The organism is Endozoicomonas sp. ALB115 (assembly GCF_049310245.1).
Classification (GTDB): Bacteria; Pseudomonadota; Gammaproteobacteria; order Pseudomonadales; family Endozoicomonadaceae; genus Endozoicomonas.
Genome location: NZ_JBLYZG010000009.1, coordinates 39,370 through 53,589, shown reverse-complemented (window position 1 = coordinate 53,589; position 14,220 = coordinate 39,370). Strand labels below are relative to the sequence as shown.

Below are 14,220 nucleotides of genomic sequence, written 5' to 3'. Positions count from 1 at the left end.
GAGACAGGGGCGTTCTGACGGACGCTATTTCCGGACAATCTCCGGGTTAAATTGAATATTGGCACAAAGAGTCTGTGATCGAATGACAGCCCATGGCACACTCTACGGCCTGGTTCTGGCTGGTGGTCGTTCCTCCCGTATGGGGCAGGATAAGTCACGGCTGAACTGGTGTGGCAAACCGCTTTACCAACATATAGCTGCTCTGCTGGCCGGGGCCGGGATTGATCAGGTTCTGATCAGCGGGTCCGGTTTTGCCCCGGATGACTCTGTTATTGCCGATGTGGTTCCCGGAAGAGGCCCGCTCAGTGGCATTCATGCGGCTTTACAGCGACTGCTGGATGGCGACCGGCTGCTGGTGATTCCTGTGGATATGCCACTGGTTCCTGCCGATGCGATCCGGACACTTGGCGATCAACAGCAGGCGTGTTGTTTTGCGGGCTTTAATCTGCCGATGATATTGCCGGTCACTTCAACATTGCGGCAAGCCGTTGAGCGTGCCATAACCAGTGACAATCCGAAGGACTATGCCCTGTGGCGTCTGCATCAGCTTTCAGGTGGACAGACCCTGGCGCTGCCGTCATCCATGGCAGACCTTTTTGTCAACGTCAATACGCCAGAAGACTGGCATAATCTGGTTAATAAGGCGGTTGTTCAGACGTAAACTGTCGTCCAAATTGCGGACCTGGTCATGAGCACCCCTGAATACGATTGAAAATAGACTGGAGCGAGAATAGCCATGGCTCATAATCAGTTTGATGAGTTTATTCCTGTAAATATTGCCGTGTTGACGGTGTCCGACACCCGTACCGAAGAAAACGACACATCCGGTCACTTACTGGTTGAGAGCCTGACCGCCGCTGGTCACAAACTTGTTGACAAGGCCATTGTAAAAGACGACATCTACAAGATTCGCGAAGTCGTATCCCGCTGGATTGCCAGTGATGCAGGGTCCCCAGACTGTGTGCAGGCCGTGCTGGTCACAGGCGGTACCGGTTTCTCTGGCAGAGACAGCACACCAGAAGCGCTGTTGCCTGTTTTTGACAAGCAGATTGATGGTTATGGCGAGCTGTTCCGCCAGCTTTCCTATGATCAGATCAAAACCTCCACCATCCAGTCCCGTACCGTGGCGGGCATGGCCAATGGCACCGTTATTTTTGTTATGCCCGGCTCCAATAATGCCTGTAAGACCGCCTGGGAAGGCATTATCAGGGATCAGCTGAACAGCCAGCATCGTCCATGTAACTTTGTTGAACAATTGAAAAAGGCAGGGTAATCATGTCGTCTGCCAATAGTGCCCTCAGCCATATTGATAGTGATGGTAAGGCCAGCATGGTTGATGTTGGTGAAAAAGACATCACACGTCGTGAAGCCAGGGCCGAAGGTTATATCTACATGGCACCTGAGACACTGGCGCTGGTAAAAGACAATGGCCTTAAAAAAGGTGACGTGCTTGCCGTGGCCAGAATTGCCGGCATTCAGGCGGCTAAACAGTGCAGCCAGCTGGTGCCGCTTTGCCACCCGCTGATGCTGAACTTTATCGGTGTTGAGTTTCAGCTTGTAGACGCGGCTTCAGTGAATGGCGAAGCCTGCATTCGAATTGAAACCTGTTGTCGTTTGAATGGCAAAACCGGCGTTGAGATTGAAGCGCTGACAGCGGCATCGGTTGCTGCCCTGACGATCTATGATATGTGCAAGGCAGTGGACAAAGAGATGCATATTGAAGGCATTCGTGTGCTGGAAAAGAGTGGTGGTCGAAGTGGTCACTATATTCATGGTTCAGCGACAGGTGGTGCAGCATGATTACAGTACGTTTCTTTGCCAGTTTTCGGGAAAAGCTGAACTGCGAACAGTTGACGCTGGAAGAAGGGGAGTATGCTCCCTTGCTGTCCGCATTAAAAAGTCAGTTGGCGGACCAAGGTGAAGGCTGGCGTGAAGTCATGATGAGTGAGCGAACGCTGGTTGCCATCAATCAGACCATGACTCGTCAGGATGTCACATTGCAGTCTGGTGATGAGGTCGCCTTTTTTCCTCCGGTGACCGGCGGGTGATTTTTATTTGAACCACGAAGATACAAAGGCGTTATTTTGTTCTCGTTCCCACAGTCTGAGACTGTCGCGAAAGCCCCGGGAAAACTTTGTGTCTTTGTGGTGAAAAGTGGTGCCAAAACAAACAGGATCAGAACCTTGATTGCCATTCAAACAGAAGACTTTAACCCCGCCCAGGAATATGAACGCCTGGAAGGGAATAAGTCATCAGGAGCGATTGTCACTTTTACCGGTACGGTTCGCGATATGAACCTTGGGGATAAGGTGGGTGGCCTGTTTCTGGAACATTATCCGGGGATGACGGAAAAAGCCCTGCAGGAAATTATCGATGAAGCCATGGCACGTTGGGAGCTTCAAACTGTCCGGGTTATCCATCGCATTGGTCAGATGTACCCCGGGGAGCGAATTGTTTTTGTGGGAGTCGCCAGCGCCCATCGCAAAGAAGCGTTTGCAGCCTGTGAGTTTATTATGGATTACCTGAAAACCCGTGCGCCGTTCTGGAAGAAAGAGACGACACCGGAAGGGGATCGCTGGGTGGATGAGCGTGAGTCTGATCAGGCAGCGGCGGATCGCTGGCTTTAACCTTCGAACTCATAAAGAACATCTGCTTCATGTTAAGAACAGTATTTTTAGTATTCTTGCTCTCTTGCCCGGGGGCATCGGTCTACGCAGAAGAACTGAAAGTCGCCGTTGCAGCAAACTTCAAACCATCGCTGGACGTTTTGGCAAAGGCATTTGAGGCAGACACCGGGCACCGGTTGTTGATCTCCTCGGCCTCGACCGGTGTGCTGTATAACCAGATTACCCACGGTGCGCCTTTCGATATCTTTCTGTCAGCAGATAGCCTCAGACCGAAGCTGCTGGAAAAAAAAGGACTGACGCTGAAGGCCAGTCGACACCCTTATGCCCTGGGAGAACTGGTGCTATGGAGCCCCGGGTTTTCCGCTAAAGAAGGGAAAACCATGACCCTGGAGGATCTGGCGGTTTATCAGGGACGCCTGGCCATTGCCAATCCGGCAACGGCACCTTATGGTCTGGCGGCACAGCAGGTGCTGGAGAAACTGGGTTTCTGGTCCTCGTTCCGCTCCCGTCTGGTTCAGGGGGCCAGTGTCCAGCAGGCCTGGCAGTTTGTTGCCAGCGGTAATATTCCCGCAGGGCTGGTGGCGAAAGCGCAGCTGGTAGACAACGATGGTCATATTTTTTCGATTCCTGCAACGTTGTATGATCCGATTCAGCAGGATCTGGTTATCTTAAAGCGCACCAGGCAACCTGAGGCGGCCAGGGCATTTGTAGCGTTTATTTTGTCACCGTCTGCCCAGCGCACCATTGCCAGACAGGGTTACTTCCCAGTATCGACGACAATGGCCGATAAAACAACGTCCGAAAATCGAAGGGAAGCGCTCTGAATGCTGCTCACTGCTGTCTGGGTCACGCTGAAACTGGCCACCATTACCACCGTGATTCTGATGCTGCTGGCGATTCCCATGGCCTGGGGGCTGGCTAATATGCAGAGTCGGCTAAGGCCCCTGTTGGAAGCCCTGGTGGGGCTGCCAATGGTATTACCGCCCACCGTCCTTGGCTTTTATATACTGTTGCTTTGCTCACCAAACTACGCTCCCGGGCAGCTCTGGCTGTCCCTGACCGGCACCACCCTGGCGTTCAGTTTTACCGGGCTGGTGATCGCTTCTGTTATCTGCTCCATGCCCTTTGTCGTGCAACCTTTGCAACGGGCGTTTGAACAGCTGGATAAAGGTCTGCTTGAGGCGGCAGCCATGATGGGGGCCGGGCGCATGGACCGTTTCTTTAATGTGGTACTGCCCTGTACCCGCCGGGCGATGATTCTGGCGGCCTGCATGGGGTTTGCCCATACCGTTGGGGAGTTTGGTGTGGTGCTGATGATTGGTGGCAATATTCCCGGAGAGACACAGGTGCTGTCCATTGCCCTGTTCGATGCCGTGGAATCCCAGCAGTTTACCGAAGCACACCAGATTGCCGCGGGACTGATGGTGTTTGCCATGATTCTGCTGATTACCCTTTACAGCCTTGATCGTCAGCCCGTGGCTCAATTACCCCTCAAATCAAATCCTGGTCGTTATTAATGCTAAGAATTGATATTCAGCTGCCCCGGGACCGCTTTGTTCTTAGTGTTGATGAGTCACTGGATACCGATAACACCTGGGCCATGATGGGGCGTTCCGGGTGTGGCAAAACCTCTTTGCTGAGAACCATCGCGGGTTTGGAAAGCCATGCCAGGGGGCGGCTTCAGTTTAATGATGAAATCTGGCAGGACTCGGAACAGGGAATATGGGTTCCGCCGGAGCAACGGGGCATTGGCTATATATTTCAGGAAGCCAGGCTGTTTCCCCATCTGGACGTTATGGAAAACCTCCGGTTTGCCTTGCAGCGGGCCAGAGCCAATGTTGCCATGCCGTCATTATCCGAGGTGGTTGAGCAGCTCGATATTGTGCATCTACTGGGGCGAACGGTTGATAAACTGTCTGGCGGTGAGAAACAGCGTGTGGCCATTGCCCGCACCTTATTAAGTGAACCCCGTCTTCTATTAATGGATGAACCGCTGGCGTCACTGGACTGGTCATCAAAAACAAGCATTCTTCCCTGTTTGAGAAATATCCATCAGCTCTTTGGCATACCGGTTGTTATGGTAAGTCATGCCCGTGAAGAGGTGGCACGGCTGGCTGATAAACTGCTGCTTATTGACCAGGGGCAGGTTGTATCCCGGGGCGAGTGTCGTCAATTACTCAGTCGGCCAGGTTCTTTATTAACCCGTGATGACTGTGCACTGTCGATTCTGGAGGTGCAGGTGGGCAGCCACGATCACGAATATGGTTTCACCGAGCTGTTATTGGGTGGCCAGAAATTGCTGGTCAATCAGATTTCAGCACTGCCGGGAACCGGCCTGAGAGTGATATTGCCGGCTCAGGAAGTCAGTATTGTGGTGGAAGATATCCACTGCACAAGTGTTCAGAATCGAGTGGCAACAACGATTCAGGCTATTCAGGAACTGGATTCCAAAAATGTCATGCTGTTTATGGCGGCGGAAGGGCAGACATTGCTGGCGCTGGTCACCAGAAGAGCGCTGGGGTTATTGAATTTGTCGGTGGGGCAACGTGTTTTTGCCCATTTTAAAGGGTCCTGTCTGGATGTTATCTAATACTCAACGAAGGAGAGGTTTTGAATGGAAGCATGTGCTAACTTTTGACAAAGGTTTCAAGTAGAAAAAGTAAAACGCTCCCATTTTGTTTTTCTTTTGTCGTTTTGGAACTTTTTTCTACCAATGGGCTGTGCAGTGCTACTGGTTTGATTTTCTCAAGAGGGCTGGATTACCTATAAAAAAAGAGCACCTGATGGTGCTCTTTTTCTGTTTTCCCGAAAAAGGAAAAGCTTATACTTTCTCTACGTTGGCAGCCTGAAGACCTTTCTGGCCCTGCTCAACGTCAAAGGTCACAGCCTGACCTTCAGCGAGAGTTTTGAAACCGTCACCAATGATGGCACGGAAGTGAACGAAAACGTCTGGACCGCCGTTATCCTGAGCGATAAAGCCAAAGCCTTTCTCTTCACTGAACCACTTTACCGTTCCGGTCGATTTAGACATGCAATGTCTCCTGAATATTTCTATAAAAATGCGTTGTACACGCGTTAAGCCAATGTGTAGTCACATCTTCATATATCTATTTAAGAGTAAAGCAATCAAAGCAGCATAACTTAAACTAAGAAGTGGTGTGACGATCAGGAAGTACTCAAAAAGTAAAACGATTTTTCGTTCTTCTCAATAATGGCCAATAGGAACTCTAATAGCTGTCCGAAGGGATGTCAAAGATTTTATCAAGTTTGTGAAAAACAAATTATCGGATGAATTTTAACCACAAATCAGGGGTTGGAAGAGCCGCTTGGATAAGAAATTAATGCTTTGATTTATATAGTGTTTGTTACTTTTTGTTGACTGTTTTTCGCACTCTTGATTGGCAGTAACAGGTCATGGGTAATTGGAATAAAGTGACTGGACGATTGAATCAGGGAAGATGCTGTCAGCGCCTCAACACTGTAGACCTCAGTTTGCCGACCAAAATCCTGCTGCACCTTTTGCAATAGCAGGTCAAAGTCACCATCACCGGAAGCGAGGGCAATGGTATCGACCTCGGGTGCCCAGCTCATAACATCCAGCGTTATCCCGACATCCCAGTCACCCTTTGAGGTGCCATCGCTTCTTTGAATATAGGGTTTCAGCTTTACTTCAAAGCCAATGGCTCGAAGAATGTCCTGGAATTGCCGCTGTTTTGGATCTCCGCGATCAATCGCGTAGGCGATGGCCTTGGTGATCTTTCTGTCTTTGCTGACAAGTGCCCAGAATGCGTTGTAATCAAAGTGACTGTTATAGCACTGTCGGGTGGTGTAATAGATGTTCTGCACATCAACAAACAGCGCAACACGCTTTTCAGTCATAGGTTTTGGTCTCCCCGTGTTTGTTTGACGCCTGTCTTATGATGATGGTGGCTGATGCTTTCTGGGCAAGATAAAGCAGTCCGCCAATGGAAAGAATTGATGCTATCACCACGACGATAACGGACAGGTTACCTTGCGTCGGGTTGTTCAGTAAAGAGATCAGGTCTCTTGCCTGCATGCCTGCCCAAAGAGCAAACAGCGTTCGGGGTAACATGCCAATAAAGCCAGCGATCAGGAATGCAGGAAGGCGGATACCAATTGCGGGTAACACCAGGTTCATTAATGAAAAGGGCAGCACCGGGGAAATCCGGGTCAGAATGACCAGCGGCCACTGATGATGTTTCAGCTCCTCAAGAATCAGATGTATTCGGGAGTTCGGCGGGAGTGTTCGCATCAGCTTCCCATGATCCAGTGATTTCCCGACCAGATAACCGAGGACAGACGCTGTCGGGTAGGAAATCAGGATATAGAAAAGCGCTGTCCACCCCAGAAAATAGCCACTGATCAGGGCAATCAGCGTAGACGGTGTCAGGGCCAGCGCCATGGTCAGGGCGCTGGCTGAAAAGAGCCAGGCCCACTGGCTGATGGATAGCGTGGAAAGCGTCTCCTGCCAGGTGATCGCCAGTGTGGTGACCAGGGTGCTGCCAAAGAGGGAGGTAATACTGAGCAGGCCCATCAGTGAGAGTATCTGACGATTCTTTCTGAAAAAAGAGCCTCGCAAGAAAGCGCTACGAAACAATAAGCAATTCACTGGAAAAGACTGGCCGTTGCCTGTAAAACCCACAAGCATAATGGCTACGACAGAGAAGAGGCAATAATGCGTGGATAATTTCAGCGGGAGCCTGATCGTTTGTTGAGTTTTCGCTGCAGTGTCCTGCGGTGCATGCCCAGGCTTCGGGCGGCGGCAGAGATATTGCCATTGTGCTCCAGAAGGACTTTTTGCAGATACTCCCATTCCAGCTGGTAAACCGGCATTCTTGTTTCCGGGATGACAGGGCCGGGTTCATGAGGCCGCTGGCTGATATTGAGTGCCGAGAGTATCTGCAAGGTATCGACCGGCTTGCAGAGATAGTCTTTAGCCCCAAGTTTGATGGCGCTGACTGCGGTGGCAATGCTGGCATACCCGGTTAGTACGATGATCTCAATATCTGGATTGACGTTGCGTAACAGTGAAATAAGCCGGAGGCCACTCTCACTGCCGATTTTCAGATCAACAACCGCACTGGCCGGGCGGTGTTGTTGTTGCAGGGTGGTCGCCTTACTAATGGTGTCTGCCGTAATGGGGTTGAACCCCCTTTTTCTGAGAGAGGTGGCAAGGGTGTGTAACAGGATCTGGTCATCATCGGCAATCAAGATAGTCGATAACTCCAGAGCTTTTCCGGGGTTCATCGTCGCTTTACGGTTCCTGTTCTGGTTGGCTGAGGATGGGGAGTTGGACTTCAATCAAGCTTCCCCCGCAGGTCAGGGGGCGCATCTGTATCAGACCTCCCAGCCGTTCAATACTGGCCTGGCTGAGTAGCAAACCAATCCCGAGGCCATCTTCTTTTAAGCTATAAGGCGTCCTTGATAAGGTGGTTGGGTTCCCTTCTTTTATAGGGGCTGAGCTTTTTTTGGGTCTGCATTGCGGGAAGCCCGCACCTTTATCCAGAATCTGCAGGGTCAGGTTTTGGCGGTTCTGCATCACGTGCAGTGACACCTGGCCCGGGCTGGCATCTTCTGCATTATCAAGTAATGACGTGATTGCCTGATACAGTGTCAGATCACAGGGAATAGATACTGAAACAGGCCATTGAGCGGCGTTGTAACAAAGCTCGGATTCAGGTCTGATCAGCTGCCATTTTTGGATGACTTTAGTCAGAAAATCCTGGCTATCGATACTCTCAATACCTTTATATTGGCTTTCCGATACCAACTGTTGCAGCCTTTTCTTGCATTCATCGATCTGATCCCGGAGAAATATCAAGCGCTCAGCCAGTGCGCTGCCCTGGTATTCCTCCTGCAGATCCCTGAGCACAATGGCCATTGTGGTGAGTGGCGTTCCCAGTTCATGGGCTGCACCCGCTGCCTGAAGGGCAATGGCAAGAATGCTTTCATCTCTCAGTTGACGTTCTCTGCTGATGGCTATATCCCTTTGCTGTTTTCTCAGGGCTGAGGCCATCAGTTCGACAAAGTAATTGATCAGAAAGGCACTCAGCACAAACGTTAGCCACATGCCAAGCAAATGAATGTCGATCATCAGCTGCTGTTCTGGCAAGTGAAGCATCGAACCAGGGCCGGATGGAACGTACCATTTCATCAGCAGGGTATAGAGCAGCGTTGCAGTGAATGTCACGCCCCAGCTGTATTTGCCCGGCAGCAGTGCAGCGCCGATACAGACAGTGATCAAATAGGTCGATACCAGTGGGTTGGTATAACCACCACTAAAGAATAACAGCGTACTCTGGGAGAGAAGGTCCAGCAGCAGTTGAACAAAGAACTCCTGATCGCAGACATGGCTTTTGATCGCATGTAACCGAATGATAGTACCAATAATCATCAGCAAGGCGATGAAACCGGCCAGAACAAGGCCGGTGATCTGGATGTCAAAATGGCGGCTGGCCAGGAAAAAGGCCATACCCTCAACCGCAATCAGGGTTCCACGGAGCCAGCACAGGCGCTTGAGGTTCTCTGCACCAATCGAGAGGTTGGGTATTGTGTTCGTCCTCATTAAGTAACTAACCAAATCAAATCATATTGAATACCCTTAGACTCGAAAATTGGTTTTTTTATCCCGGTCAGGGATTTTCCACGTCATCCTCTGCATCTGCGCTCTCAATGGAAACCGAAATACTCTTTAGTTTTAATGAATGAATGGTCTTCCGATCACAAAGCAGCTCATCTGTCTGGGTACAAATAGTTTCTGCCTCTGCTTTGTGAGCAACGATTTTGTCTCGCAATGCGTTTTCACCCTCAGAGTTGCGATAACCCATTTCCATTAACAGGTCACCGAGTGACGTCACGATGAGCGAATGCATGTTGATCATTGGGAAATAAGAGTCTTTTCCCGAAAGGATTTCTTCCTGCACCGCTTTCTTAAGCCATTCCATCTCCTTATGGATAAACTGCTTACTGATTTCTTCCTGTTTAATTTTCAGTTCTTCCATAGTACTGGTATTTTCAAGCTGCATCAGTTCATCATACGCAATGGATTGCCTGACCAGGCCCGCACAATCAGTCATGTATTGTTCAGAGAATGCCAATCGACTGATTGCTTTATTAATGGCAACAGAGAGATTGGGGTACTTTTGCGAGCAGGCATTCAACGTCTTGATGACCGATTGACAAAACCATATAGACTTCCGGTAAGGAGCCAAAAAAAACTTCGCTTCCCGTAACGATTTGTTCAACATCTCCTCATTTTCAATGCTTTCTGGGGAGTCATCGTTATCTCTCTGATCCTTCCTTATCTGAGAAATTATTGCCTCATACTTCGTTTCGATAAGCTCAGTCCCTTGCAGGATGGGTAGTTCGGTATCAGCAGGTCTGATGAGAAGCAGGTCATCATCGTTCGTCGGTGAAGGTGCATAAACGGAAGAGACATAAGCTGCCTGGGGAACCTGGCCAGTTTCGATGATAGGGTGCTGCAATAAATCATGGCCGACATAATCTTTGTATTCAAGGAGCTGCTCGTCTGAGATTGACAGGTCGAAGCCATAATATGATACAGTTAAATTGTTAAAATCATTGATATTGTAAAGGGGCTGGCTTTTCTTGCTCAATGATCCATTCATATCATCCCCGGGCATAAGGAAAAATCCAGATTTTGCTAATTCAGCTATACGTTCATCAGATAATTGAGGATGCCTGGACGTATTGAAATGATAAAACGATTGACGCCTGTTCTGCTCACCAACCTCTCCAAGCGTTTGGTATTTATTGTCACTAACCAAGACAGCAACCCTGCTTTGCGCCAGTGTTTTCAGGGAGATTGTTTCACAGCGGTTAAAAAACTCAGCGGGCATAAATCGAATATCCGGATTGAGGCGAACTATTTCCGTGTCTATCTTTTTGAGCACGCGCTTATAATCAAAACCTCTAAATAAATACTCGTCCCCATAATAATAAGAATAATTGGGTATAAACGGAATGGCAAAGTAGGCTGCTTTGACTGGCACCTGGAACAATTTAATAACATGATCTCGGTCATGCGGTTTCTCCCTATGCGCTTGACCCTCCGTAAAACTGTCATCAGGTATGCTAAAGGGCTTGCCAAAAGTGGTGCAATTGGCTGACAGGCTGACATTCATTTTCATTCCCATCTGTTGCTATTGTATGTTGAGACTTGACAGGAGTTTTCCCGGGAGGCTGTCCTGTTTTCCGTCTTCTTAGACACTGGTTATCGTTAAATAGTTCTTGTCCAAAAACGCAATTCTCGGTCAGCCTCCTGGCTCGCTCCTTTATCCAGAATCTGTAGGGTCAGGGATTTTCAACGTCATCCTCAGCATCTGTGCTCTCAAAGGGAAACCGAAATACTCTTTAGCTTTAATGAATGAATGGCCTTCCGATCAGAAAGCAGCTCATCTGTCTGGGTACAAATAGTTTTTGCCTCTGCTTTCTGAGCAACGATTTTGTCTCGCAATGCGTTTTCGCCTGGTGAGTTGCGATAACCCATTTCCATTAACAGGTCACTGAGTGATGTCATGATGAGCAAATGCATGTTGATCATTTGGAAAAAAGAGTCTTTTCCCGAAAGGATTTTTTCCTGCGCCGCTTTCTTATGCCATTCCATCTCCTTATGGATAAACTGCTTACTGATTTCTTCCTGTTTGATTTTCAGTTCTTCCATCGTACTGGTATTTTCAAGCTGCATCAGTTCATCATACACAATGGCTTGCCTGACCAGGCCCGCACAATCAGTCATGTATTGTTCGGAGAATGCCAATCGACTGATTGCTCTATTAATGGCAACAGAGAGATCGGGGTGCTCTTGCGGGTAGGCATTCAACGTCTCGATGGCCGATTGACAAAAGAGTATAGACTCCTGGTAAGGAACCATAAAAAACTTCGCTTCCCGTAACAATTTGATCAACACCTCCTCATTTTTAAGAGGTGTTGGTTGACCAACGTTATTAGCCAGATCAATCGTTATCCGGGTAATTATTGCCTTATACTTCGTTTCGATAAGCTCAGTCCCTTGCAGCATCGGTAGTTTGGTATCAGCAGGCCTGATGAGAAGCAGGTGATTATCGTTCGTCGGTGAATAAACGGAAGAGACATAAGCAGCCTGGGCAACCTGGCCAGTTTCGATGATAGGGTGCTGCAATAAATCATGGCCGACTAAATGTTTGTATTCAGGAAGCTGCTCGCCTGAGATTAACTGGTCGAAACAATGATATTTTTCACTGAAACCATCAATATCATTGATATTGAAAACGGGATGGCTTTCTCTACTAAATGCTCCACTCAAATCATCCCCGGGCACAAGGAAAAATCCAAGTTTTGCTAATTCAGCTATACGTTCATCAGATAATTCAGGATGCCTGGGCGTATTGGAATGATAAAACGATTGACGCCTGCTCTGCTCACCAACCTCTCCGAGCGTTTGGTATTTATTGTCACTAACCAAAACAGCAACCTTCCTGTTCGCCAGTATTTTCAGGGGGATTGTTGCACAGCGGCTAAAAATCTCAGCGGGCATAAATCGGAGATCCGGATTGAGGCGGATCATTTCTGTGTCTACCACTTCGAGCGTATGCGCAAAATCATAATCTCCAGATAAATACCTAAACTTATAATTATTATAAGGCTCAGGCACAAACCGATTGGCAAAGTAGGCTGTTTTGACTGGCACCCGAATCAATTTAATAAGATGACTTCGGTCATGCCGCATCTCCCTATGCCCTTCACCCTTCGTAAAATTGTAATGAGGTGTGCTGCAGGTATTGGGCACGCCAAAAGTGGTGCCATTGGGAAACAGGTTGATATTCATTTTCATCCCCATCTGTTGCTATTTATGTTGAGACTTAACAGGAGTTTTCCCGGGAGGCTGTTCTGTTTTCCGTCGTCTTGGACACTGGCTATCGTTAAATAGTTCTTATCCAAAAACGCAATCCGCTCCTTTATTCAGAATCTGTAGGTTCAGGGATTTTCAACGTCATCCTCTGCATCTGCGCTCTCAATGGAAACCCAAATACTCTTTAGCTTTAATGAATGAATGGTCTTCCGATCAGAAAGCAGCTCATCTGTCTGGGCACAAAGAGTTTCTGCCTCTGCTTTCCGAGCAACGATTTTGTCTCTCAATGCGTTTTCGCCCGGTGAGTTGCGATAACCCATTTCCATTAACAGGTCACCGAGTGACGTCATGATGAGCGAATGCATGTTGATCATTGGGAAATACGAGTCTTTTCCCGAAAGGATTTCTTCCTGCACCGCTTTCTTATGCCATTCCACCTCCTTATGGATAAACTGCTTACTGATTTCTTCCTGTTTAATTTTCAGTTCTTCCATCGTACTGGTATTTTCAAGCTGCATCAGTTCATCATACACAATGGCTTGCCTGACCAGGCCCGCACAATCAGTCATGTATTGTTCGGAGAATGCCAATCGACAGATTGCTTTATTAATGGCAACAGAGAGATTGGGGTGCTCTTGCGGGTAGGCATTCAACGTCTCGATGGCCGATTGACAAAACCTTATAGACTCTTGGTAAGGAGCCATAAAAAACTCCGCTTCCCGTAACGATTTGACCACCCCCTCATTTTTAATACTTGTTGGTTGGCCAGCGTTAACGGCCCGATCAATCATTGCCTGATACTTCGTTTCGATAAGCTCAGTCCCTTGCAGCATGGGTAGTTTGGTATCAGCAGGCCTGATGAGAAACAGGTGATTATCGTTCGTCGGTGAATACACGGAAGAGACATAAGCTGCCTGGGGAACCTGGCCAGTTTCGATGATGGGGTACTGCAATAAATCATGGCCGACTAAATGTTTGTATTCAGGGAGCTGCTCGTCTGAGATTAACAGGTCGAAGCAATGAAGTGATTCACCGAAAGTGCCGCTAAAATTGATATTGAAAACAGGCTGGCTTTCTTTCCTCAAAAATTTAAATGTACTCATTCTTTCCCCCTCCCAGGGCATAAGGAAAAATCCAAGTTTTGCCAGTTCAGCTATACGTTCATCACATAATTCAGGATGCATAGGCGTATTGGAATGATAATAAAACGATTGACGCCTGTTCTGCTCACCAACCTCTCCGAGCGTTTGGTATTTATTGTCACTAACCACGACAGCAACCTTCCTGTCCGCCAGTATTTTCAGGGGGATTGCTTCACAGCGGCTAAAAATCTCAGCGGGCATAAATCGGAGATCCGGATTGAGGTGAATCATTTCTGTGTCTACCATTTTGAGCATACGCTCAAAATCAAAATCTCCAATTGAATGGCTTGCCTCGCCACAAGGCCTGGGCATAAACGGATTGGCAAAGTAGGCTGTTTTGTCTGGCACCGGAATCGATTTAATAAGACGACTTCCGTCATGCAGTTTCTCCCTACACCCTTGACCCTCCGTAAACCTCTCAGGAGGGACACTGTAGGGCACGCCAAAAGTGGTGCCATTGGCAAACAGGTTGATATTCATTTTCATCCCCATCTGTTGCTATTTTGTTGAAACTTGACAGGAGTTTCCCCGGGAGGCTGTCCTGTTCTCCGTCTTCCTGGACGGCCATCGTCAAATAGTT

Annotated in this window: 16 protein-coding genes; 8 read left to right on the top strand and 8 right to left on the bottom strand. The window is 48.5% G+C overall.

Features of this window, described 5'->3' with window-relative positions; translation table 11 throughout:
- Positions 1-82 precede the first annotated feature (82 nt).
- The 8 genes from ACO6VE_RS06290 (at position 83) to modC (ending at position 5,217) form a co-directional block, all read left to right on the top strand.
- A complete protein-coding gene (locus ACO6VE_RS06290) occupies positions 83-661 on the top strand; it encodes a molybdenum cofactor guanylyltransferase (RefSeq protein ID WP_422460361.1) in 579 nt (192 codons plus the stop codon).
- A gap of 75 nt (positions 662-736) precedes the next feature.
- Positions 737-1,273, top strand: coding sequence for a molybdenum cofactor biosynthesis protein B (moaB, locus tag ACO6VE_RS06285; RefSeq protein WP_422460359.1), 537 nt, complete (start codon positions 737-739; stop codon positions 1,271-1,273).
- A 2-nt stretch (positions 1,274-1,275) separates the two neighbouring features.
- The gene (moaC, locus tag ACO6VE_RS06280) at positions 1,276-1,800 is read left to right on the top strand and encodes a cyclic pyranopterin monophosphate synthase MoaC (RefSeq protein ID WP_422460357.1); all 525 of its coding nucleotides are present in this window, start codon (positions 1,276-1,278) and stop codon (positions 1,798-1,800) included.
- Entirely contained in the window at positions 1,797-2,048 is a 252-nt protein-coding gene (locus ACO6VE_RS06275; protein ID WP_269676508.1) for a MoaD/ThiS family protein, read from the top strand. The genes moaC and ACO6VE_RS06275 overlap by 4 nt, the downstream gene beginning before the upstream one ends.
- A gap of 135 nt (positions 2,049-2,183) precedes the next feature.
- Positions 2,184-2,627, top strand: a complete 444-nt coding sequence (gene moaE / locus ACO6VE_RS06270) for a molybdopterin synthase catalytic subunit MoaE (protein ID WP_422460355.1) — start codon at positions 2,184-2,186, stop codon at positions 2,625-2,627.
- A gap of 29 nt (positions 2,628-2,656) precedes the next feature.
- Entirely contained in the window at positions 2,657-3,451 is a 795-nt protein-coding gene (gene modA, locus ACO6VE_RS06265; RefSeq protein WP_422460353.1) for a molybdate ABC transporter substrate-binding protein, read from the top strand.
- A complete protein-coding gene (modB, locus tag ACO6VE_RS06260) occupies positions 3,452-4,144 on the top strand; it encodes a molybdate ABC transporter permease subunit (RefSeq protein WP_422460351.1) in 693 nt (230 codons plus the stop codon).
- A complete protein-coding gene (modC, locus tag ACO6VE_RS06255; protein ID WP_422460349.1) occupies positions 4,144-5,217 on the top strand; it encodes a molybdenum ABC transporter ATP-binding protein in 1,074 nt (357 codons plus the stop codon). Before modB ends, modC begins: the two co-directional genes overlap by 1 nt.
- 231 nt (positions 5,218-5,448) lie before the next feature.
- Here the strand turns inward: modC and ACO6VE_RS06250 are convergent, their stop codons facing one another.
- The 8 genes from ACO6VE_RS06250 to ACO6VE_RS06215 form a co-directional block, all read right to left on the bottom strand.
- Complete coding sequence (locus tag ACO6VE_RS06250) at positions 5,449-5,658, bottom strand: cold-shock protein (protein ID WP_101745061.1); 210 nt, start codon at positions 5,656-5,658, stop codon at positions 5,449-5,451.
- Positions 5,659-5,978: 320 nt separating this feature from the next.
- Positions 5,979-6,506 carry an NYN domain-containing protein gene (locus ACO6VE_RS06245; RefSeq protein WP_422460347.1) on the bottom strand — a complete coding sequence of 176 codons (528 nt, stop codon included), beginning with the start codon at positions 6,504-6,506 and terminating at the stop codon, positions 5,979-5,981.
- Positions 6,499-7,182 carry a TVP38/TMEM64 family protein gene (locus ACO6VE_RS06240; protein ID WP_422460345.1) on the bottom strand — a complete coding sequence of 228 codons (684 nt, stop codon included), beginning with the start codon at positions 7,180-7,182 and terminating at the stop codon, positions 6,499-6,501. Before ACO6VE_RS06240 ends, ACO6VE_RS06245 begins: the two co-directional genes overlap by 8 nt.
- 155 nt (positions 7,183-7,337) lie before the next feature.
- A complete protein-coding gene (locus tag ACO6VE_RS06235) occupies positions 7,338-7,895 on the bottom strand; it encodes a response regulator transcription factor (RefSeq protein ID WP_422460343.1) in 558 nt (185 codons plus the stop codon).
- A gap of 7 nt (positions 7,896-7,902) precedes the next feature.
- Entirely contained in the window at positions 7,903-9,213 is a 1,311-nt protein-coding gene (locus tag ACO6VE_RS06230) for an ATP-binding protein (protein ID WP_422460341.1), read from the bottom strand.
- 67 nt (positions 9,214-9,280) lie between these two features.
- Positions 9,281-10,792, bottom strand: coding sequence for a hypothetical protein (locus ACO6VE_RS06225; protein WP_422460339.1), 1,512 nt, complete (start codon positions 10,790-10,792; stop codon positions 9,281-9,283).
- Between the two features lie 206 nt (positions 10,793-10,998).
- A complete protein-coding gene (locus ACO6VE_RS06220; RefSeq protein WP_422460338.1) occupies positions 10,999-12,474 on the bottom strand; it encodes a hypothetical protein in 1,476 nt (491 codons plus the stop codon).
- Positions 12,475-12,623: 149 nt separating this feature from the next.
- Positions 12,624-14,120 (bottom strand): hypothetical protein, encoded by a 1,497-nt coding sequence (locus ACO6VE_RS06215; protein ID WP_422460336.1) that lies wholly within the window; start codon positions 14,118-14,120, stop codon positions 12,624-12,626.
- Positions 14,121-14,220: the final 100 nt, after the last annotated feature.